This is a genomic window from Paraglaciecola sp. G1-13 (assembly GCF_055809255.1).
On the sequence record NZ_CM147903.1, the window covers coordinates 2,436,679 to 2,458,910 of the forward strand.

Consider the following 22,232-nt stretch of genomic DNA (forward strand, 5'->3'; position numbering starts at 1 on the left):
ATGAATACCAATAAATGGTTTGACGCATTGCATCAATGCCAAGCGCAAGGCAAAGCCTATGTATTGGTAACAGTCCTTGGCGCTGCGGGCTCGACTCCTCGCGGCAACGGCACCAAAATGATTGTGACCGGGGATGAAACTTTCGACACGATAGGCGGCGGGCACTTAGAATTTGCCGCTACGGAACAAGCCAGAGGTCTACTCGCGAATAACGAGCAAACACAGCACATTGAGCACTATCCGCTTTCCAGTAAATTGGGGCAATGCTGCGGCGGTGCGGTCAACGTATTGTTTGAAGTGATGATAGAACAATGCCAAACCGTGCAAATTTACGGTGCGGGTCATGTGGCCCATGCATTAATTCCGTTACTAGCGCAGTTGCCTCTGCAAATACAATGGATTGATCAACGTGAAGCATTGTTTCCCAAGAGCAGCGCGGGACAAAGACACCCGAATTACGATTTTGCCAATTTAGATATCATAGTGAGCGATGAGCCAACTGAGCATATCACTCGGGCACCTGCCAATAGTTGGTTGGTGGTTATGACCCACAATCATCAATTAGATTACGAATTGGTTGAGGTGGCGCTTAAACGCCCTGACCTGCCTTATATCGGTATGATAGGCTCTAGCACCAAAGCGAAACGATTTGTCACACGTATCGCCGCGCGCATGCCTGATGTAACTCAGCCCGAGCGCTTGGTCAGCCCAATTGGGGTATTAGACATTCCAGGTAAACGCCCCATTGAAGTGGCGGTGTCTATTGCGGGTCAAATCATACAACGCCTAAACAGTGATGCACTTGAGCAACAATCCAGTGAGGGCGCGAGTACGCAAGAAAACCAACTTAACACCAACCAAGCGCTTAAAATGCGACAAAAGCAAGTGAACGCGTGGCGCGCCTCTAAGAAATTAAAAGACTCATTATGACCTTAACTGAATTGAATAACCTCACTGCGAGTGAGGCTGAAACGTTTTTTGCTCAAACTTGCGCAGCGCAGCGCTGGGTAACGAAAATGCAAGAGCAACGGCCTTATGCCAATGCGCCGAGTCTGCTGCAAAAAGCGCAAGCAAGTTGGCAAGACATGAATAAAGAGGATGTTCTGCAAGCATTTGACGCCCATCCCATGATTGGGGATATCAGCAGCTTGCGTGAGAAATATGCCAGTACCAAGGCCATGGCAAGTAATGAGCAAGATGGGGCTGCACAAGCGGATGAGGCAACCCTACTGGCTTTGCAAAAACTGAACTTAGCCTATAAAGAAAAGCACGGGTTTATTTTTATCATTTGCGCCAGCGGCTTGAGCGCGAAAACCATGCTTCAGGAAATCGAACAGCGTATCCATAATACTACTGCCACCGAAATCAATATTGCCAGTGGTGAACAAATTAAAATTACCATGCTACGTATACTAAAGGGTCTTTCAGATGAATAAAGCACCGTCACTTTCTAGCCATGTGCTAGACACCACCTTAGGGAAGCCTGCGGCTAAGATGCAATTAATACTAACAACACCAGAAGGCAATATTGCGCATGTGCAAACTGACCCAGATGGCCGTTGTAATCAGTGGGGTGAGTTAACGATTTCAGCAGGACAATACCAACTTAGATTTCTCACTGGTGAGTACTTGTCAGCGGCCCACGGCAGTGCGTTTTACCCTTTCGTAGATGTGCATTTTGAAATAACCGCCGACGGTGGTCATTATCATATACCGTTGCTCATCTCTCCATTTGGCTTTAGCAGTTACCGCGGTAGCTAACGGGATCTATTTTTAAATGACGACACATCTATACCTTGCCTCTATTTTACATTTTCCACAGAAGACGGCGCAGCCGAAAGTAGACTTCAGCTATATCAAGGACGGCGCTTTGGTCACTCAAAATGGCAAGATCCTAGCCACAGGCCAGGCTAATGATCTTTTGAGCCAGTACCCTGAAGCGGTTTCTCACGATTATCGTGACCAGATCATCATGCCGGGATTTATCGACAGCCACTTGCATTTCCCGCAGACAGAAATGTTGGCGAGTTTCGGTGAGCAGTTGCTCGATTGGCTGGATAATTACACCTTCCCCACTGAGAAGAAATTTGCCAACCCAGAGTATGCAGCCAAAATAGCAGATATATTTTTACGCCAGCTTTATCGCAACGGTACCACCAGCGCCATGGTCTATTCTTCGGTGCATCAATGTGCTGCAGATGCACTTTTTAAAGCGGCTAAGCAACACAAAATGTTAATGATCGCGGGTAAGGTATGCATGGACAGGCACTGCCCATCATGGCTACAAGACACGCCAGAAACCGCCCAAAAAGAAAGCGCTGAGTTAATTGAGCGTTGGCACGGCAAAGACCGCTTATATTATGCGATCACCCCGCGTTTCGCGCCCACCAGTAGCCATGAACAACTGCATGCATTGGGCGAGTTGGCACAGCAATATCCAGATGTGTACATTCAAAGCCATTTGAACGAAAACCTGAATGAGATCGACTGGGTTAATTCACTCTTTCCTGAATATAACGGCTATTTAGACGTATATGACAAGTTCAATATGCTGCGCCCTAAAGCCATGTTTGGTCACTGTATTCACATGCAAGAGCATGAATGGCATCGCATGAGCGATAGTGGCGCCAGTATTGCTTTTTGCCCTACATCGAACTTGTTTTTAGGCAGTGGTTTGTTCGATTTAAAAACGGCGGAAAAATACGATATCCCAGTGGCCCTCGCCACGGATGTTGGTGCAGGAACCACTTTTAGTATGCTGCGTACGTTGGGCGAAGCCTATAAAGTAGGGCAATTACGCTCCGAGCAGTTACCACCATTACATGGGCTGTATCTGATGACCCAGGGCGCCGCTGTTGCACAAGGTTTAGAGCAAAGTATTGGCAACCTAAATGCTGGGACAGATGCAGATTTCGTCATAGTTGACCCGCATTTTGACGAGCTCACCAGTTTGCGCTGTGAACAACAAAACGAGATCCAAGACATTATATTTGCATTGAGTATGCTTGCTGATGACAGAGCCATCACGGCCACTTATATCGCCGGCGAGCCGGTTTACCGAGCAAACACATAACTTACTATAAGAATAAGAATTACAAACAAGGAACATCATAATGGCATGGTTTGAATGGTCATCTTTATTTATCCGCTGGTTTCATGTGATTGCGGGCGTCGCTTGGATAGGCGCTTCTTTTTACTTTATCTGGCTTGATAACAATCTACGTACACCGCCAAAGTGGAAACAAGACAAAGGCATAAAAGGTGATTTATGGGCAGTACACGGGGGTGGCTTTTACGAAGTGGCCAAATATCAACGTGGGCCAGAGAAGATGCCAGAAACCCTACACTGGTTTAAATGGGAAGCCTACACCACTTGGCTAAGTGGCTTCTTGCTGTTGAGCTTAATTTACTACCACGGTGCGTCTATTTATTTGATCGACCCTGCTGTGATGGACCTAACCCCAAAAGAAGCCATTATTCGTGGTTTGGGCTTAATATTTGGCGGACTCTTTATTTATGAAGGTGCTTGTCGCAGCGCACTTGGCCGTTACCCTGCTCTATTCGGTGTGTTCTTACTGTTACTGCTTGGCGCGGTAAGCTATTTAGCCACACATTGGTTTAGTGGCCGAGGCGCGTTTATGCACGTTGGCGCTTTGATTGGCACAATAATGGCTGGCAATGTGTTCTTTAAAATCATGCCCGCCCAGCGCTTAATGGTCGATGCGGTCACCAACAACAAGGAGATTAACCCTGCTTGGGGATTAGCGGCCAAACTGCGCTCAGTACACAACAACTACCTGACCCTGCCATTGCTGTTTATTATGATCAGCAACCATTACCCTATGACCTTTCAACATCCTCAGGCGTGGGCTGTGCTTATGGCTATTGGTATAGTGTCAGCGTGGATACGCCATTACTTTAACCTAAAGCACGTAGGCATTTCGCGCCCATCAGTACTCATCACGGGCGCAATAGGTATGTTACTAATTGCCGGTTGGGTCTCTTACCCTCGAGCGCATATTGATGACACGAAAGCGCTTGAAACCGCCAATATCAACGCGTCTGCACCAGTTCAACTTAGCGCGACTGAACAACACGCGTTTGACGTTATTCAAACCCATTGTGCGAATTGTCACTCCGCTAAACCAACGGATGAATTGTTCGTTGTTGCGCCACTGGGATTAATGCTCGATTCGTGGCAACAAATTCAGGCAAAAACACCGCTGATATACCATCGTGCCGTTGTCAGTAAAGATATGCCATTAATGAATAAAACCGGTATGACAGAGCAAGACAGAGAAGCCATTCGTAAATGGTTTGAGCAATAAACTGTTTAGTAGGAATTCTTTTCACAAACGGTATACGTAATAAAAATGGCCTAAAATGTCTTTTAGGCCATTTTTATATCGCTTACATCTCAAATACGGTTAGCACAGTCAGTCACGCCTTGCCTGCGTCACCACTGTTCGTCGTCTGCAATCGACAGCGTTCGCCTAACGCCAAATAACCACCAGCGCACGGCAGTGGGCGAGTCTAATAAGTTTACGCTTATTCAACGCCGCCCACACCAAGTTGGCGTTTTTGCATATAGTTGGCCAATTGCATATCGCCTAAATCAGCGCTTTGACTTAGGGCCTTGAATACACCTTGTTGATCAGCTTCTTTGCGCAGCTGCCCGAGTTTTTCCTTGGCATCGATATGTTCAATAACGACTTTGAAGCCAACTACGCCTCGGCGCAATTTAGCCTGATAATCCGCAGGCATTCTCACCTCATTGTCGAGTAAACTTGGCTCATACTTTGCCACCAAAGCATCCATCGCCTGCTCCGTTTCTTCATCGCTGATTAGACTTGCTTGGCCCTTACAATGAACCGCGGCGTAATTCCACGTGGGCACCCCAGGCCCTTCTGCATACCATGTAGGAGATACATATGCATGGGGGCCACTAAAAATCACCAATGCTTTCTCTTGTGTTAATTGATGAATATGAGGATTGGCTCTAGCGATATGGCCGTAGAGTATCCCGCACTCCCCTTCATTTTGATGATAAATAAACGGGATATGCGTAGCATCAAGTGACTCAGACACTAAAATACCAAAGCTATTTTCACTGATAAACCGGTCAATTTCTTGGTTCTCTTGAATGCGTAAATTGGGGGGGACAAACATAGATTAACGCCTTATATTTTTGTGTGTTGAGCAACTTGCGATTTTCAATTTTCGCCAGCACATTCTCATTTCAGCTTTCGTACTCTTCATTCGCTATTTGCCATTGTGGACAAAGCGCCCAGAACAGCCTAACACCGAAAAAGGTACATTCAGATGACAGTGAAGTAAAAATACAGCTTTAAAGTAAAAACGAAAAAACGCTCTATAAAGAGCGTTTTGATGACTATTTTGCTGATGCTCTGCGCTGTCATGTTAATCCATGGATGCTGCACGTTCCGCCCAGCACCCATATTTACACCGCACTGTTTTTTACAACCTCATTATTCCAGTCTTAAACTCGCAGCAGAGTACAAATTTTGTTACCGGTAGGATCTCGAAGATAGGCTAAATGCATTTGATTTTCGCCTTCGCCGCGCACACCAGGCGGATCTTCACAGGCCACACCACCGTTGGCTATGCCTGCTGCATGCCATGCTTCAGCTTGTTCTGTGCTTTCAACCTTAAAGCCGAGCGTTGAACCATTACCGTGACATGCAGGTTCGCCATCAATTGGCTTGGTTAGGGCAAATACGCCACTTTTATCAAAGTAAAAACAACGGCCTTTTTCATCCATTACGCCGGGCTTGTAACCCAAAACTTGCATGGTCGCATCGTAGAATTTTTTTGATGCTTCCATATCATTAACACCTATCATCACGTGACTAAACATACCTATACTCCTTAAATTGCCTTATGGCCCAAATGAGGTTAACCCGATAAACCTGAGCCTTTTACACCAATCTAACTGGCAAAACAGGATAGATAAATCGCAGTGAACCTTAATGTATTATCTGTTAACTCAATAACTTACCAGTACGACAAAACATGAGCAATAAGTTTAGTATTTTCACTTTAGTGATCCCAAGGCTGTGCGGCGTGAATGACATTTTTTAACCATCTGCATGCAGTAAAAACACTGAAAACATATCGTCTTTCGCTAACCATTGCTTTTCGAATTGCCACCCCGCCATTCTGGCCAAATGAATAAACTCATCAGGGCGATATTTGTAAGAGTTTTCAGTATGTATGGTTTCGCCCTGGTGAAACGAAATCTGCTGGTCACGAATATGTACAACGTGTTCACACTGACTGACTAGATGCATTTCAATTCGACCTAGGTGCGGGTTGTATAGTGCATAGTGCTCAAAAGCATCGGGGTTAAAATCGCTACCAGTAATCTGGTTTACATGACGCAAAATATTACGATTAAACTTTGCAGTAACACCTGCGGAGTCGTTGTATGCTTGATGTAACTGCTGCGGTGACTTTTTGGTGTCAACGCCAATTAGCAGCATTGCGCTGTCCCCTAAAGAACGGCGAAGTCGCTGTAAAAACTGCAGCGCAAATTCGCGATTAAAATTACCAATCGTCGATCCAGGGAAAAAGCCGAGTTTGGAAAAGTCGCTTTGATTCTCTAATGATATAGGCTGGGTAAAATCAGCAAAAATCGGCGATACATTAATATCTGGGTAATCAGCAGCCAACGAATCAGCCGCGCACTGCAGGTGATCCTGAGCGATATCAATAGGCACCACTGAGCGGATCATATTCACGCTTTGTAGCAATATCCTAATTTTGGTTAAGCTGCCGGCTCCAAATTCAATCAATTCTATTGGTTGAGTAATCAACTCAGACAAGTCCTTGGCGATATTAGGCAACATCGCCATTTCAGTGCGATAAGGATAGTACTCAGGTAAATCGCAGATTTGATCAAATAACTTTGACCCCAGGCTGTCATAAAAAAACTTTGATGAAATTGATTTTTGCTCTGCTAATAAACCTAACGTTATTTCTGCAGTAACGTCTTCAACTAACCTATCTTGCTCAGATGACGATTCTTTTAACGCAGTTTGATGAGCTGCATCAATCTGGCGGGCGACGGGGGGAAAGGCCATTTTAATAATCCTTAGCTAAACGCAGGCCCATGAACTGCCAACGTTGATGGGGGTAAAAGAAAGTTCGATAGGTAGCGCGCATTTGCTCAATGGGCGTGACACAAGAGCCACCTCGCAAGACATATTGCCCTGACATAAATTTACCATTGTATTCGCCTACTGCCCCCTCAGGCACTTTGTACCTAGGGTATGGCGTGTATGGGCTGCGTGTCCACTCCCAAACATCGCCGTGTAATTGCATATCATCTGGGCTACCGGGTGCAGTAGGCGTAAAAACGCGATGTTCAGAGAAGTTACCCGCAATGGGCTGCGTCCGTGCTGCTAACTCCCATTCGTATTCACTAGGCAGGCGGCACGCTCTCCACTGAGCATAGGCGTCCGCTTCGTAATAGCTGATATGACAAACCGGCGCCGTTAAATCCAAAGGCACAAGACCATTTAAGGTGAATTGAAACCATTGATCTTCTTGCTTTCGCCAGTATAGCGGATGCTGCCATTGTTGCTGCTGCGCTGTCGCCCAGCCATCGGCTAACCACAACACTGGGTTTTGGTATCCGCCTGCGTGAATAAAGGCTAACCAGTCACCATTCGTCACTAAGCCTTTGGCTAATGAAAATGCAGCTACATAGGCTTTATGTTTTGGGCCTTCGCAATCAAAATAAAATTCAGTTTGTGGATCAACACCGAATTCATGTAGCCCAGCCTCGAAGGTGATGAAGTGCTCAGATAATGACAACTCAGCCGACGCTCGCTCTGGTTGAGCGTTAAGGGCGAAAGCAGCAGGGTAAAGAGGGTTCAGTGAAAGGGCATGCAAAATATCAGTTAACAATAATTCTTGGTGCTGCATCTCGTGGTTCATGCCCAGCTCTATAAGCGAAAGTAACTCAGCATCGCTGTTTTGGGTTAGTAACTGTTCGATGGCGGCATCAACCTGCTGACGATACGCGTATACCTCTTCTATCGAAGGGCGACTGATCATCCCCCTTTGAGCACGGGGGTAACGCTCGCCTTTTTGCTCGTAATAGGAATTAAACAAATAATTAAATTGCGGTTGAGGAGATTGATAACGGGCAATAAAAGCATGCAGAATAAACTGTTCGAAAAACCAGGTCGTATGCGCTAAGTGCCACTTGGTAGGGCTGGCATCTGGCATAGACTGCAGCTGCATGTCCTCACTGGTTAGTGACTTGGCCAAATCGACACTGTACTGGCGACGAGCATGAAAGCGAGCAATCAGTGGAATGTTTGATGAATCTAAAATGTGCGATGCAACCGTCATATCATATGCTTTCTTATGGTCTATTTTACTGAGCCAGTATTATCTGACTTCATGAAAATTTCATTAAACTCGATGAAAAAGAGCAAAGCCGCTACGCCTAGCCACTGACGGAGGCTAGAAAATAGTCTTGCCATGATTGGTGCGCCCTACCGCAAGCCTGCTGATAGTGACTTTCGTTTTCTAGCGCTCCTATCGCAATACCTTGGTAAATTCCCGCAATCACGGTACCAATGAAATCCCCTAGTTCAGCCACGCGGTCTGCTTGGTATTCTTCAAAGGTCAATGGGACATAGTGAAGGTTAAGGTCAAATGCTTTGTTTAAATGCTCAACTAGTTGCTGCTGGGTTAACAATTCACCATGTAAATTATAGGTATGGCCATTATGCTTATCTTCAGTCAGCATTTTTGCGTACGCGTATGCTAACGCCCCCCGACATGTATACGCACAGCGCCCTTGCCCAGCGCAATTGGTCACCTTTCCAGCCTTTTTATAGCTTGCGATGTATTCAATATCTGGCTCAATATAGATACCGTTTCTCCCAATGACCCACTCTAAACCGCTGGATTTTACGTCTTCTTCTGTTTGCCTATTACTTTGAATGACGGGTGAGAAAGCGGTGCCTTGCTGCGCTCCTTGCACACTGGTATAGACGATTTTGCAAACACCGCTGTTTTTAGCTGCATTAATAACGTTGCGATGTTGCACGATTCGTTTGTCGGGCGCATCCATCCCAGAGACTAACAATAAAGTGTCGACACCCATTAATGAGCGTTCCAACTCAGGTAAATTATTGTAATCACCAGGGCGCACTTCAACCCCAAGGGCGCTGGCCTTTTCCGGCGTTCTAGCTAAAGCGACTACATTTGCTGCACCAACTTGTTTGACAAGGGTATTGACAATCGCCCTGCCCAATTGGCCACTCGCCGCTGTTACCGCAATCTTCATATTCACCACCTGATGATAGAGCTGTACGTTATTAAGTGAATAGCGTGAAAAATATCTCAATTAACATAACAGTTGGGGAAGATAAAAAAAAGACAAGGAAGTATGGAAGATTATGCTATGAATATGCTTTTATGAACGATTAAGCTATGGATGCAATAAAGCGTTGAAAGTGAATGAAGATGCTTAGGGTGGATTAAAATAATCGTGTAAGTTAAGACCAATGAGTAACATACCGAGCCCGGCCACCTGAGTATAAAAAGACAGTTTTGCCACACGCCAATAAAGCACGATGAACACCAAGCATACAGGTTGAATAAATAAACACGCGAGTCCCCAAAACGTACTCTGGTTGAACGCTTCAAGTAGTAGTAACACCGCCCCAACAATAAATATTAGTAAGCCAACTAGGGTAATAATCATTGTAATCATGTTGTTTATCTAACCGAGTCAAATGGTAAATTGCGGGCGGTATTAGCTTATAGCTGCGCCGTGATAAGGGCGCTTTTCTTCGCGAATAGTCCGCTATGCACGCGAAACGATCAAGTTCGCAGACCAGTGTAGTGCTCTGAAGCACGTAGCGCATGAAAAGTGCGTCGCCTATGAAAACGTAGCGTTAGAAAACGCGACACATTGTCACAGACGCCGCACAGTATTTTCTCATATGCGCATTATTATCTTCACCACGTCTATAAGGGTGTTGTCTACCGCGGCTTTTCCTCGCGCTACGGAAGTACAGCGAACGATTAAGCGTAAAAAGCTTCAACCGTTCCTTTTAAGGTTATCAATAGCGGTTGGCCGCGGCGATCTAAGGCTTTAGGTGAAGGGATTTTTACCCAACCTTCGCTGATACAGTACTCTTCTACGTTGGTGCGCTCTTTACCATTCAAGCGAATTCCAATGTTGTGCTCAAACACTTCTTCCACATAGTGGCGGCTACGAGGGTTGCTTGAAAGATGATCGGGTAACGGTGGTAAGGTAGTGGTGTCGTTCATAAAAATGACCTAGATTCGAAAAAAGTGCGCCATTGTAGACAATATGCCCGGTGCACTCAATAACTGTGTCAAGTCGGTATAAAACGACCTTTCACACCCTGTTTGCTAGGCCTTAACGAGTGCGCAAAAAAACTAGCATAAAGAGATGCGTTCGCAGCACCTGCTATTTTCTGCGACTTCGTTTGGCTCCCCCTGCACTACCTTTGTGCTGTTTTCGTGAACTCGAAGTATGCGGGTCAGCTTCGAAATTCCCATACAGTTCATCATCTTCATCATCAATGTTTAACTTGGCTGCAGAGGGTTTGCCCTTCACATGTTTCGTATTCACCGTATTCCTTGAGGTGGGTTTTTCAGCGCTGTTAACGCGTATGTTGGCTTTGTTGGCTGACCATGACTTTGTCACTTGGTCTTTTGGCGCAAAACCAACCAAAGTAGAAGGCTTTAGATGCTGATCTAAATAGCGCTCAAGGGATTGAAACTGCGAGGTCTCATCTGGGCTGAAAAGAGAAATCGCCGTCCCCGTATTTCCTGCTCGTCCTGTTCGCCCAATACGATGCACGTAATCCTCAGGTACGTACGGCAGGTCATAATTAATAACGCAGGGTAACTGGCTAACATCAATGCCCCTAGCTGCGATATCGGTGGCAACCAAAACCTGTATTTCACCGGCCTTAAAGGCATTTAAGGCTTGAGTACGTGCATGTTGTGTTCGGTTGGCGTGAATAGATGCAGCTGCAATACCAGCATCTTCAAGTTCAGTCACTAGTGCGTCAGCCGTTCGCTTCGTGCGGATAAACACTAGTGTTTGCGACCATCTGTGCTCTCGAATAAGGTGGATAAGCGCAGCACTTTTTCGCGCCTGCTCTATCGGGTGGAATGTTTGCGCGACTAAATCCACCGTACTATTCACGGCGCTGACTTCAATCGTCTTTGGAGCATTAAGCATTTCCCTCGCAAAGCGTTTAATCTGTTTTGAAAAGGTAGCTGAAAACAACAGCGTTTGGCGCTTAACAGGCAACAGCGATTGAATGCGCTTTACGTCATCAATAAAGCCTAAATCCAGCATACGATCGGCCTCATCAAACACGAGTATCTCTAGGTTTTCAAAGTGCACAGCCCGCTGTTCATACAAATCAAGTAAACGGCCAGGGGTTGCAATCAGCACGTCTACGCCCTCTTGCAGTTGCGCTATTTGCGGCTCGATTCTAACGCCGCCGTAAACCGCAAAGCTGCGAATATTCAACTGAGTACTGTAAATTTCAACACTGATGGCTACTTGCGCTGCTAATTCCCGAGTTGGGGTAACAATCAAGCTTCGCACACCCTGTACTTTGGTGCTTTGTTTCGCGCCTAAACGTTGCAACAAGGGCAAGGTAAATGCTGCCGTTTTCCCTGTACCGGTTTGGGCTATGGCTAACAGGTCATGTTGAGCTAACACAAGGGGTATCGCTTCACGTTGAATGTCTGTGGCGACCGAGTAACCTTGTGTAGCAACGGCGAGAATGAGCTCGTCACGCAAGCCTAATGCCTCAAATGACATAAATTGGGATCCCTTAGGTTAAATATAAATCAGTAACAGAAGATAAATAGCGGATAAAACGCCGACGAAAAACGGAGGCTAAACGGTCAACAAGTGCGGTGATTATTCTAACTTGGCTATCTAATAGGCGCGCCAACGCCAATCTAGCCGAGCCGCGCTTAACTAAGCCGACACGTTAGATTTTACACGCATCGTAAGCCGCTTTGCTATTCGAGGATTGCCTAACAACGAAATCATGTTGAAAGGTGATCATGACGGGCTGGCGTTCGGTATTAGTCTGAGTTGGTACCCATACCCATTTTTCAATGGCAATCGTTGCCTGCTCATCAAATACCCCTTTTGGGAAAGATTTAACGATGGTAGGCGCGACCGCCCGGCCATTTGCATCAATAAGCAAAGAAAACTCAACGCAACCTGATAATTTCTGTTGTTTTGCCAGCGTTGGATACACAGGCGTGACTTTACGATAAGCAAGCCAATATTCATCTACTGCAGCTTTATCTGCCGTTAAATCCAAAGGAGGCAAGGCACTCTTGTTCGGCACGCTCGTGCAAGCACTGATTAGCAGCGCCCCAGAGATAACCCACAGTAATCTATTCATAAACGCTCCAAGCAATGACAACATTAAGATACCAGAAAATGCGGAGGGGGTTAGCACGAATTGAATTACGCGCTGGGAGAGCCAGAAAAGCCATGGAAACACGTATAGCGTTTATGTTCGCCGCAGGTTAATACGTATTTATTAAGGTTATCAAAGTACTACTAGGAACGTTTCACGAACTAGAAGTGTTTGTTTTTTACACAATTAGCATTGACCCATAGCGAAGGACTAAGGTAAAACTATAACGCACTTCGCGTACCGGATTCGGATGTTCTTGCAGTGATAAGGATCATGGTTTCATACCGCTTACTATGCAGGGAGCATAAGAGCAATGGAAAACACATCAGTTTTACTGCGCCAAACGTCGCTAAATAAACGCTATTCTCGCCTTTATTCTTTACGTTATTTACGCCTATTCCTGCTATTAATGCCATCGTATTTTTCATCTACTTTGGCGCTCTCAAGCACATGTGACACGCAGTTATTAAAGAGAGCGGATTCTGGGTCTAATGGCTACAGGGACAGAAGTGGCATTTGCGAAGGGCTTTACGAGTCCCCAGTGTCCGCAGATTTTGAGCTTGTTTCGATGCTCAACGCCCCCCTGATAGAGCATTTTGCAAAGGACGACGTCATCCAGATAATGCAGCCGAACCTGACGCAACAAAAAAGCACATCGTCCATCAGCATAAGAGGGCTAGCGTTAAAGCCGCGCTTGTATTATCGAATGGATACGACCTTCGGTGCTAGCGCTACCATTTCATGGCCGGTAAACGAGGTGCTGAGCACAATTAAACTCGACGCTCAGGAATTAGGGATTTATGGCTGGCAGGAAACCGATAAAGGAATGGTCTATATACCTGTGGATGCCAAAATCGCAAACTCACCTGCCAAAACAGCCGCAGCGTTTGATACTCAAGTTATTGTAAGAGCGGGCGTGCCGATTAAAAAAATTGCCTGGCGGCTTCTGGGTGAGGGTGTTTCTGACAAGTACGTAAATGAATCAAAAAGCTATGCTGTTGGTGCCCCAATCCCTATTTTAATTACATGGCCATCGACACTTCCTCAAATTATTAAGCTGGAAGTTGCAGCAAAACCAATGACAAGCAATGAATGGATTATACAAATATTCAATATCGCATTGCCGCGCCCAGCGCTCTAGTCTATCAATCATTAAAACGATAAATACGCTTAGCTACAGATCGTTTCAAAGGGTCGCAATGTTTAAACTAGTAAAAAGTGTAAAACAGCTATTTAAGTCATCCAGCTTCAATCGCCGCCGAGAACGTAGGAAGCAACTTAGCAAGGCTAGCGAGCGTATAAAAGAGAAAGAAAAAGCATTACTCGAAAATGTGACTCTGCGTTTGGGTAAGGATCCGTCGGCACCTGTGTCTGAAGCGTTACGCCAACTAGACAACCTTTCAACCGTGCTAGAGCTGCAAAGAAGTATAAAAATGGGCGCATATGGCATGGTGGTCATTGTTACTATTGGGATATTAGCCATTGCCGCATTTATACCGGGCTTACCTACACCTGGTCATATTAAAGTGCAATCGACATCAGTTGAAATCACGTTGTCAAAAGACTTCGACTGGTCAGGTACGCTAAGGACAATGGATAAGAATCCTATTTTGTTGTCGCAGTTCACGCAAATCGACTCCCCGCAAATACCAGAACTTACCCAGCCCCTAGACTCTGATGTCTTGCAGATTACTTCACTGAGCACCGCCTCACTTGAATCTTTATTCATGCCCGCAGGTACAAAGCTATGGATCGAATGGGATGAACAGGAACGTGTTCTGATATTTATTATGACCCCCAGTTCTCCCGCGGTCTCTGATGAGTTAGTCGTGCGTGCAGAATTCAAACATGCAGGAGAAACACGGTTCGTGATGGGTGATAAAGCGCCATTGGTGAGACAACCACTGACCTGCCCCATGGAAGATAACTGTATATTGCCCCGCAGAACATTAGTCAGCGCCCCACTAGGGCAAACCCCACGCATTCGACTGCATACCCGTGATTTAGTGAGTCTTGCGGGCCTAGAGGCGAGTCAGTTTTCTTTTTCAAAATATACCCTTGAAGACTCAAAAAGAAATGGTGGACGCTGTACTGCGACATCGGGCGAATATCAGTTAAGGGGCAGTCATGCTGCATCAAACCTACATAAGGGAGAATGTATTCATGTCAAAAGTATTGAGGGCGCCATGGGGATAGAAATGCCAATGCAAGAGAGCGTTACCGATCCCCAACGTTTACAAATTTGGTATCAAGGAATGGTCAAATCGATGCGAGTGGGAAGCCAAGCGTTTACGCAGGAGCAAACCCCAAAGTTACTCGCTTATCTCATAGGCATACCTGCGGTGAGCATCATTGGGTCGATTTTGGGTGTACTACTGGCAACAGGCTTTGCCGTAATAAGGGTTAAACAATGAAAAAGATAATGAAATGGATAGCCCTCGTACTCGTATTGAATGCGGCGGCATCACATGCGGATGTAACGTTACGAGAAAGAGCTCAATCGTTACGCCATAATGTCGTATCTGTTAACGCCAAAATGACAAATACTAACCAACAAGGCTTTGCATGGGTCATAGGTGAACGAGACGAATACCTATATTTGGTGACAGCGAACCATGTCATAGAGGGCGCAAATCCAGGAGACAAATTAAAGGCATTAACGGTGCGCTTTTTCAGGGATGGAAACACGGTACACACTGCTCAAGTCGTTGCTGGGGACTCAAAAGGGCTCGACTTAGCGGTGTTGAAAATTGCCATGCCGCGTCGCGCCCCTTGGCTATTCGCTGCAGCTGATATCAATGCTATTAGCCCGCAAAGTAAGGTCACTTATATTGGTAAAGCAGCTGATTGGCACGTGGGAGAGCAATTTGGCCAAATTGAACGTGTTAATACATCCGACAATAACCTCTACGATGTATCTGCCGTAGGACTTGAATTGGATGTCGGTACCTCTGGAGCACCATTAATAGGCGAACGTGGCATCATGGGCTTAATAGCGACCCATTCATCACACCAAACCGGTGTCATTTCACTCGCTAAAATTAAAGAAATTGTGACCAGTCGCAGCCTTCCTTGGGGGTTGCTCCCATCAGTCGATGCCCCTTACACGCTTGAGGGAATATGGGCTGCAAGGGCACCAAATATTCCGGATAATATCCGCCTTACCTTCACTCCTTCAGACGATACGACGCATTACGACTACACAGTGGAATTTCCTACTAGCCCGCGAAGTAATATTGGTGTTGCCGTGGTTGACGGCGACGAAGTCAGATTATGGCAATCAATGCCATCTGCAAAAACCTCTCACGGAACATTCAAAATACATGGCCCGAATGACGGTGACGTGACCGAAGGTATAGTGATGGATGGATTTATTGCCGATGGCGATGTTGGGCCCACACAAGTGCGAATGGTCAAACAAAAGAGCGGAAGCGATGACAATAGAGCTGTCGCATGGATGAAAGCAAATCCAAGTGATTTCAACCGTATGTTCAGCCAATACCTACCGGCCATAAATGCACAAAAAAATGGAGCTGATGATGACGAAGCGTTCTCGGCGTTAGGGGAAGATGAACAGCTCACAGTAATGGGAGGAATGGCGCAAGGCATGATGTTAAGAGCAGGGTTAATGAGACTCGCTGAGCTGGGCTTAACCAACATTAAGCTCGCTATTGATGGTCAATGCTATTCTGCCACGGGGGCGTTAACGTCCACTTCTGAGCAACAGCAAGTTGATGCCTTGCTTAAATCGCTGGCAGAGGATGCTAACCAACAGTTTGGTAAGCGCTATGAGCCCTGTAACCTAACGCAAGTTACCAGCGCGAAAGAAACTGAGGTAAGCTCAGGAGAATTTGATTTTAGCGCTGAATTAGCTCAGCCTAAAAGAATACTCTCGGGATTAGCACCAGATGCAACCCTCAGTATTCGAGGGGACTGTTTGCTTTTAGAAGGTAAACTCCCCTCACCCATGCACAAAATGATGCTAGCAAATATGTTAAAAGACTTAGCGGAAACATTAAGCGCCAAATCAAAAAAAACGCTTAATCCCTGTGACCAAACGACCAGTTAGCGAAAGTTGAACTGATGCAATTTTTGTATAAAACAAATAATAAGAAGAATAAAATGAATAAAAAACCTTGCTTAATCTCGCCTTTCATATCGATGTTCGCCTTGATGAGCTGTTTGATAAGCAGCACTACTTTGGCTAAAGAGGCACCGTTGGTTTCCATACCTACCCACGATGCCTTTTTTACCAGTATTGCCCAATATTGTGGCAAGGCCTTTGGGGGTAAGGTAGCGGTTGATAATCAGCCAAGTTCAGCGTTTGATGCCAAATTAGTGATGTTTGTACGCAAGTGCACGCCATCTGAATTACACATTCCGTTTTATGTTGGCGACAATGCGTCACGTACCTGGATCATTAAAAAAACCGGCAGTGGTCTTAGTCTAAAGCACGACCATCGCCATAAAGACGGCACTGATGATCCAGTAACCATGTATGGAGGGCATACACTTGATGCTGGTTATAAACAGATTCAATCCTTCCCTGCGGATGAATATTCTAAAATGTTATTCGCTGAGCAAGGTTTAGCGCAATCTATCACCAACACATGGCAAATCTTTATTTATCCGGATGTCTTTTCATATCGATTAATCCGTGAAGGCAGAGAGTTTAGAGTGGATTTTGATTTAACCAAGCCAATCCCTCAGCCCGATGCACCTTGGGGTTATTAAGCAACAGCGTTTATTTCTTAATACCTGACGAGTAGTGTTGGTTTTCGGTGCGTTCTGGTGGCTGCTGACTCGCTTGGTGCAATATTGTGAGTCACAGCGATTTCTTTATCGTAATTCGAGAGTTGATTTTTAATTGTGCTAGCAGTGGCTAGCCCCTTTAAACGGCGAAACCTCGGACATTTTAAGTGGATCGGCTCGGCGCAGCGCAAGCTGCGGCATTTTGTAGGCAGTCACGCATGCAGGTTAATGTTTGGATGATAGCCCATTGCGTATTGGGACAAGTTACGCATCTATATTAACTATTTACCCAAATCCATGGATACAGAGTCCAACCATTAGGCCTGCAGTTATAGTTGGTACCGCTACGGTGTTAACCCCCTTTTTAATAATACAGCCGGGCATGGGTGTGGGTATTGCCACATCTCGCACACCAAATCCTAATTTAGCCAGAGCCAAAGTCATAGTGTTATCAATCAATCTTTCACTCTTTGGCCTTAGTTTGGATTTATCAGGTGTGGCAGCGCATCATTTTTATGTGCTGTAATTGATTAATGGCATACGCGATAGCAGGTAACAGAGAGTACATTACTCAATTACGAACTTCACCCGCGTGGTTATTTAGCAGGGACAGATTTGTCAGCCACACAGATGTGCCGTGGTGCGATGAGCCTACGGCTATTCTTAACTCGACAAACGCTGCCAAATATCGCTCTGAACAAGGATATAAACACACATGAACCTATTCCAATTAAACACCTATTTGGTGCACGTTAAGATAGTGGGGTTGGTCGCTATTGTTATCTCATTAGTGGCATGGTCGACGGACCTCACCGGCATGGTCTACGTTTGCCCTTATTGCCGAGCACAACGCACCGTGATCGGTATTTTAGGACTTATATTAGTATCTCCCGCCGCCGGCCATTGGATAACTAAGTTCATTGGCTCGGTGATTGGCTTTTTTGGCGCAAGCGTTGCAGCGAACCAGCATTTTATGGGCTGGAAGAAAATATCAGCAGGAACATTCGAGTTTAAAGAAAACATCGTGATTGACCCGTTCTTATTATCAGGCTGCGCATTGTTTGGCATTATCGGCCTGACTTACTTACTGTTATTTTTAGGCGAAGCCAAAACAAAAGAGTATTAAGTCGGTATAGGTTGTTTGAGTGGGTATGCAATAACGTAATTAAATCAATTTTCACGCTATATCTTCATATACTCCCCGCTAAAGCATATGAAGATATTTATGCTCGCTATCTATTTAGTCGGCGAAAAACACTGCACGACACACAGCGTGATAAAGATTTTGTCGTGCTGCCCTTGTGTCAGGGAAAGTCAACGAGCTTAATTGAATTTAGGAAGAGCAACTATAGTGCGACACCCCACCGGCATCAAAAAACGCCTGAGGTTTTAAGCTGTAGTACTTATTTTCAATCTCGCTCGACTGCTCATTAAAGGGCTGCGTTAAAACCTGTTGCAACTCACGAACAAGTTCGAAGTCACCTTTTCCCGCTTGCTGGTAAGCTGGCACAACTAACCATTCTCGCCAAGTATATTTAGGATTAACTTGCTGCATCATTTGCGCAGCTTTTTGAATGTCCTGCTCAACCTTTACGACATTTAGCCAAGTTTGCAGCCACAAAGCCCATTGTTCAGACAACTCGCCTGTTGGCGCGTTGTAGAAGCTTTTGCTTAAGCCTGAAATATCATCTGGGATTTTGGACAGTTCACGAAAGAAAATGGTGTAGTCGACAGAGGTTTGTACCATTAACGTGATCAGTTGATTAAACAGCTGAGCGTCAAAAGATGCCAAGCCAAGTTTTGATGCCCACATTGTTTCCATTTTTGCTTGCATGACTGAAGCGAACCCAAGGTTTATCTGATTCAATTCCTCAAGCGCTTCGGGCACTTCCGAGAGCAGAGGTTGTAAGGCTTTACAAAACATGTCGAAATTTGTTTGTGCTGCCGCCCCTTGGTTGAAGAACGAAAAATGTTGTCCCCCGCCCGTCCATGGTTGGTAATAAGGATCAAAAAGCTCAATAAAACCAAATGGACCGTAATCAAGCGTATAACCACCACATGCACAGTTGTCACTGTTAAAGTTGCCTTGGCAGTAACCCACGCGTAGCCAGTGGCTAATCAACGTGGTTAATCGGTCACGGAATGAAAGGGCTAACTGTACGACCTTCTGTGAAATGACGAGTTCGTGATCAATCTCATTTTGATATTCGCGCGTAATCAAATGCAACACGATCATCTCTAGCTCTTTTAGCGCGTTGGGATGTTGATTAACGCGAGCGCGACGAGCAAAGAGTTCAAGTTGACCCACTCTTAAAAACGAAGGGGCGACACGCGTTGAAATCGCCACAGGGTTAGATACGTTCATATCTGGGTTTGTGGCATAAGAGCCTTCAGAATACCAAGGACGTCTCACCTGTTCTGATTGCGAGACAAACAAACATAAGGATCGAGAGGTTGGCACACCCAATCCATGCATATGCTCTTGAACTAAAAACTCCCTGACACTTGAGCGCAACACGGCTCTGCCATCTCCGCCACGACAGTAAGGTGTGGGGCCCCCACCTTTTAACTGCATCTCCCAACGTTCTTTGTTGATCACAGCTTCAAGCACAGAAACCGCTCGGCCATCGCCGTAACCATTGCCCGTTCCAAATGGGCATTGTTGAACATATTCGGTACCGTAAATAGACAGCGCGTAACCTGTGGCCCACCCAACTCGGCGCATAGGGGATGGAACATTCGATATATCGCCGGTAAATAAACTAGCAAAATCCTCTGTGTGCACTAGGTTGTCATCAAACCCTAATTCAGCAAAGAATGTTTCGCTATGGGCAACGTATATCGGGTTAGCAATAGGTGTCGGTTTAACGGGCACATAATGCCCAGAAAACACTTGTCTTGGTGCGTAATCATCGCCCGTTACGGTGGCATCGGGATCACAGTTAAGCGTATTAAGTAAGGAGTAATCACTTAAATACGCCAAATCTTTAAGTGTGTATACACTTTTAGGCACATCAGCGATAGGTTGGTTAGCCATGGAATTCAAACGCCCTTTTGATATCAGATTGATGGAGAACAGTATATTCAAACTGCACAGGAGCTGCACTGCAATAACTGTTTTTATGCATTTAACACTTTCATCTTGGCAACGATAAGCGAAGCAGCAGCTGAGCTTTACTGTGCACTTTGCAGCATCGGGTGACTGCAATTTATACTGTTTGGAAATGCGCAAGTCTAGTTGATTTGAGTCCAGTGCGTTGTAAACAACACACGAGTGCAGCGCTTTGACTTTTGGCGATGCTTGCGAGCCTGTGAATGATATTGTGTGGCGACTCTAATACGCCCACATCTAGCCAGATTTTTACCCTGAGACCTTACAGGCCTGGTAATGTGTTTGTATCTTTAGGCCTATAAAAAAGAGCCGTTGTTAGAGCAACAGCTCCTGTCGTTAAATACTAAAACACGTAGCCAATATTAAGGCTGATACGGCAATGATGATTGATGCAAAATAATGCGTACCTTGCCATCGTCACATATTTTAAAAACAAAGCTCTTGTTCACAAAAATATGACTGTCGTCTTCACCAATAAAATGCACGTTACATTGCACAATGGCTAAATCATTGTGCAGAATAAAATCCTCTTTACTGAACCAAACTTTTACCCATGGCTTAAGCTTGAATCCTTTATCATCGGGGAACTCACTATTTCCGCCTACAAAATAAGAAAGTGCACCTTCTTTCGTGGGACGAAATGTCTGTTGACCAAACGTAAGTGTTGGTTTAAACAACACATGGCCATTATCGTAATCGTAACTTTCAGATAGTACCTGCAGAGAAAACGCTTGAACGTCGCCTCCTTCAGAATGAACTTTGCCAACTTTTACTACGTTGTCGCACCACGTTTGTAGCGCTGTATGTACCATTTCTTTAGTAAACATAATGTACACTTTCTCCTGTAAGGACGTTGTCTTCTGGGGACTTAAGACTTAGGGTAAACCTTCGGACAACCTCAATGGCTAGAATAACCGCTTATTCATACTTTATTTCAATAACCTTGCATGTGTAAAACATCCATCGTTACTTAGCAAAGCGCTTATTCACTGTAAAATCTCACTATGTGATAATATCACAACTACAGACTAACTATTTTTCAAAGTATATCAACGGCAATTGGAGATAGCTTTTATCTATCAATGCTCAATATAGACATTGATTATCGAATCACAGATGTATAAAGGACCAGAGTACTAAAACAATTAATCGCAGTTATTTTACTTTTTTACCGTCGTGCCTTGATCACTCATTACTGCCGATCAGAGAAGGGATTATCCTAGGCAGTAATTATCTTTTTGACCTGAAAAAAGATCTGAAAAGTCGTCAATTGAGTCACTCAATAAATTTTGGCAAACGTTTTTAAGCAATACCCTCCTAAGCGAATAAGATGACATCCATCATTAACGCAGTAATGTGGTGTCATAAATGCTTGGGCTAAAAAACGACGATGTCGGCGTGTTTTTGGCTCCAATTTTTGTTTGTTATATTTTTGCCTGATAAGCAGTAAATGTGACTTGCCCTTCGGTTCTGATCAATAGCTGGGCTTCTTCAGGTCTATCCCAAGAAACCTGATAAAATAATGCAATAAACGCTTCAACATCTAAATAATCTATTGCGGCAATAAAGATGTCACAACTCATAGGCTTATTCCCCCCAGAGTGCTCGGCCACACAATTAAACCGGGAACCTTGGTATTGGTTATATAAGTAATCATTTAGTATATCTACACTTCCGTAATCGCTATTCATCCAAGCGCCGTCGTGTATAGAGGTAGTTAATATTACATTAGTGATGCAAGTCATCGTATTACCAAATAACAATATTAATATCCGGAAAGTTTCCGTGCCTGCATCCGCGTATTAAGCACGAAATTCACCCGCCTTTCCCCATATTTCGTTTTAACATACGCGTTAACTCGTTGTACAGGCTAAATTTTTTCTATTTTA

Annotated in this window: 23 protein-coding genes; 11 read left to right on the top strand and 12 right to left on the bottom strand. The window is 45.0% G+C overall.

Annotated features, from left to right (window positions below; translation table 11 throughout):
* From xdhC to AC0L6N_RS10170, 5 genes are read left to right on the top strand one after another with little or no spacing between them, the layout of a single operon-like run.
* Nucleotides 1–930 (top strand): xanthine dehydrogenase accessory protein XdhC, encoded by a 930-nt coding sequence (gene xdhC, locus AC0L6N_RS10150; protein ID WP_473481018.1) that lies wholly within the window; start codon nt 1–3, stop codon nt 928–930.
* Nucleotides 927–1,436 carry a 2-oxo-4-hydroxy-4-carboxy-5-ureidoimidazoline decarboxylase gene (gene uraD / locus AC0L6N_RS10155; RefSeq protein ID WP_473481020.1) on the top strand — a complete coding sequence of 170 codons (510 nt, stop codon included), beginning with the start codon at nt 927–929 and terminating at the stop codon, nt 1,434–1,436. The genes xdhC and uraD overlap by 4 nt, the downstream gene beginning before the upstream one ends.
* Nucleotides 1,429–1,761, top strand: a complete 333-nt coding sequence (gene uraH, locus AC0L6N_RS10160) for a hydroxyisourate hydrolase (protein ID WP_473481022.1) — start codon at nt 1,429–1,431, stop codon at nt 1,759–1,761. Before uraD ends, uraH begins: the two co-directional genes overlap by 8 nt.
* 16 nt (nt 1,762–1,777) lie before the next feature.
* The gene (gene guaD / locus AC0L6N_RS10165) at nt 1,778–3,073 is read left to right on the top strand and encodes a guanine deaminase (RefSeq protein WP_473481023.1); all 1,296 of its coding nucleotides are present in this window, start codon (nt 1,778–1,780) and stop codon (nt 3,071–3,073) included.
* A 40-nt stretch (nt 3,074–3,113) separates the two neighbouring features.
* The gene (locus AC0L6N_RS10170; protein ID WP_473481025.1) at nt 3,114–4,328 is read left to right on the top strand and encodes a urate hydroxylase PuuD; all 1,215 of its coding nucleotides are present in this window, start codon (nt 3,114–3,116) and stop codon (nt 4,326–4,328) included.
* Nucleotides 4,329–4,548: 220 nt separating this feature from the next.
* On the opposite strand, the gene AC0L6N_RS10175 is transcribed toward AC0L6N_RS10170, so the two are convergent.
* The 9 genes from AC0L6N_RS10175 to AC0L6N_RS10215 all read right to left on the bottom strand — a co-directional run bounded on the left by AC0L6N_RS10175 (nt 4,549) and on the right by AC0L6N_RS10215 (nt 12,461).
* Nucleotides 4,549–5,169 (bottom strand): FMN-binding negative transcriptional regulator, encoded by a 621-nt coding sequence (locus AC0L6N_RS10175; protein ID WP_473481027.1) that lies wholly within the window; start codon nt 5,167–5,169, stop codon nt 4,549–4,551.
* Nucleotides 5,170–5,500: 331 nt separating this feature from the next.
* Nucleotides 5,501–5,878 carry a VOC family protein gene (locus tag AC0L6N_RS10180; RefSeq protein WP_011575223.1) on the bottom strand — a complete coding sequence of 126 codons (378 nt, stop codon included), beginning with the start codon at nt 5,876–5,878 and terminating at the stop codon, nt 5,501–5,503.
* A gap of 220 nt (nt 5,879–6,098) precedes the next feature.
* Complete coding sequence (gene egtD, locus AC0L6N_RS10185) at nt 6,099–7,103, bottom strand: L-histidine N(alpha)-methyltransferase (protein ID WP_473481030.1); 1,005 nt, start codon at nt 7,101–7,103, stop codon at nt 6,099–6,101.
* 1 nt (nt 7,104) lies between these two features.
* Nucleotides 7,105–8,382 (bottom strand): ergothioneine biosynthesis protein EgtB, encoded by a 1,278-nt coding sequence (gene egtB / locus AC0L6N_RS10190; protein ID WP_473481032.1) that lies wholly within the window; start codon nt 8,380–8,382, stop codon nt 7,105–7,107.
* A gap of 97 nt (nt 8,383–8,479) precedes the next feature.
* The gene (locus AC0L6N_RS10195; RefSeq protein ID WP_473481034.1) at nt 8,480–9,328 is read right to left on the bottom strand and encodes an SDR family oxidoreductase; all 849 of its coding nucleotides are present in this window, start codon (nt 9,326–9,328) and stop codon (nt 8,480–8,482) included.
* 183 nt (nt 9,329–9,511) lie between these two features.
* Nucleotides 9,512–9,757: a hypothetical protein gene (locus AC0L6N_RS10200; RefSeq protein WP_473481035.1), complete on the bottom strand. Its 246-nt coding sequence runs from the start codon at nt 9,755–9,757 to the stop codon at nt 9,512–9,514.
* A 314-nt stretch (nt 9,758–10,071) separates the two neighbouring features.
* Entirely contained in the window at nt 10,072–10,320 is a 249-nt protein-coding gene (locus AC0L6N_RS10205) for a DUF3297 family protein (protein WP_473481037.1), read from the bottom strand.
* Between the two features lie 163 nt (nt 10,321–10,483).
* Complete coding sequence (locus AC0L6N_RS10210) at nt 10,484–11,860, bottom strand: DEAD/DEAH box helicase (protein ID WP_473481039.1); 1,377 nt, start codon at nt 11,858–11,860, stop codon at nt 10,484–10,486.
* Nucleotides 11,861–12,035: 175 nt separating this feature from the next.
* Nucleotides 12,036–12,461, bottom strand: coding sequence for an energy transducer TonB (locus tag AC0L6N_RS10215; RefSeq protein WP_473481040.1), 426 nt, complete (start codon nt 12,459–12,461; stop codon nt 12,036–12,038).
* Nucleotides 12,462–12,792: 331 nt separating this feature from the next.
* On the opposite strand from AC0L6N_RS10215, the gene AC0L6N_RS10220 reads away from it, so the two are divergent.
* From AC0L6N_RS10220 to AC0L6N_RS10245, 6 genes are all read left to right on the top strand, one after another.
* Nucleotides 12,793–13,620 carry a hypothetical protein gene (locus AC0L6N_RS10220; protein ID WP_473481042.1) on the top strand — a complete coding sequence of 276 codons (828 nt, stop codon included), beginning with the start codon at nt 12,793–12,795 and terminating at the stop codon, nt 13,618–13,620.
* A gap of 58 nt (nt 13,621–13,678) precedes the next feature.
* Nucleotides 13,679–14,893, top strand: coding sequence for a hypothetical protein (locus tag AC0L6N_RS10225; RefSeq protein ID WP_473481044.1), 1,215 nt, complete (start codon nt 13,679–13,681; stop codon nt 14,891–14,893).
* Nucleotides 14,890–16,548: a S1 family peptidase gene (locus AC0L6N_RS10230; RefSeq protein WP_473481045.1), complete on the top strand. Its 1,659-nt coding sequence runs from the start codon at nt 14,890–14,892 to the stop codon at nt 16,546–16,548. Before AC0L6N_RS10225 ends, AC0L6N_RS10230 begins: the two co-directional genes overlap by 4 nt.
* Before the next feature lie 92 nt (nt 16,549–16,640).
* Nucleotides 16,641–17,213, top strand: a complete 573-nt coding sequence (locus AC0L6N_RS10235) for a hypothetical protein (RefSeq protein ID WP_473481311.1) — start codon at nt 16,641–16,643, stop codon at nt 17,211–17,213.
* 250 nt (nt 17,214–17,463) lie between these two features.
* Complete coding sequence (locus AC0L6N_RS10240) at nt 17,464–17,757, top strand: DUF2938 family protein (RefSeq protein ID WP_473481047.1); 294 nt, start codon at nt 17,464–17,466, stop codon at nt 17,755–17,757.
* Between the two features lie 189 nt (nt 17,758–17,946).
* On the top strand, nt 17,947–18,357 hold the full coding sequence (locus AC0L6N_RS10245) for a disulfide bond formation protein B (protein WP_011575234.1): 411 nt from the start codon (nt 17,947–17,949) through the stop codon (nt 18,355–18,357).
* A gap of 207 nt (nt 18,358–18,564) precedes the next feature.
* Here the strand turns inward: AC0L6N_RS10245 and AC0L6N_RS10250 are convergent, their stop codons facing one another.
* From AC0L6N_RS10250 to AC0L6N_RS10260, 3 genes are all read right to left on the bottom strand, one after another.
* Nucleotides 18,565–20,268, bottom strand: coding sequence for a protein adenylyltransferase SelO (locus AC0L6N_RS10250; RefSeq protein WP_473481048.1), 1,704 nt, complete (start codon nt 20,266–20,268; stop codon nt 18,565–18,567).
* Between the two features lie 437 nt (nt 20,269–20,705).
* A complete protein-coding gene (locus AC0L6N_RS10255; RefSeq protein ID WP_011575236.1) occupies nt 20,706–21,170 on the bottom strand; it encodes a hypothetical protein in 465 nt (154 codons plus the stop codon).
* A 597-nt stretch (nt 21,171–21,767) separates the two neighbouring features.
* Complete coding sequence (locus AC0L6N_RS10260; RefSeq protein ID WP_473481050.1) at nt 21,768–22,034, bottom strand: hypothetical protein; 267 nt, start codon at nt 22,032–22,034, stop codon at nt 21,768–21,770.
* Nucleotides 22,035–22,232: the final 198 nt, after the last annotated feature.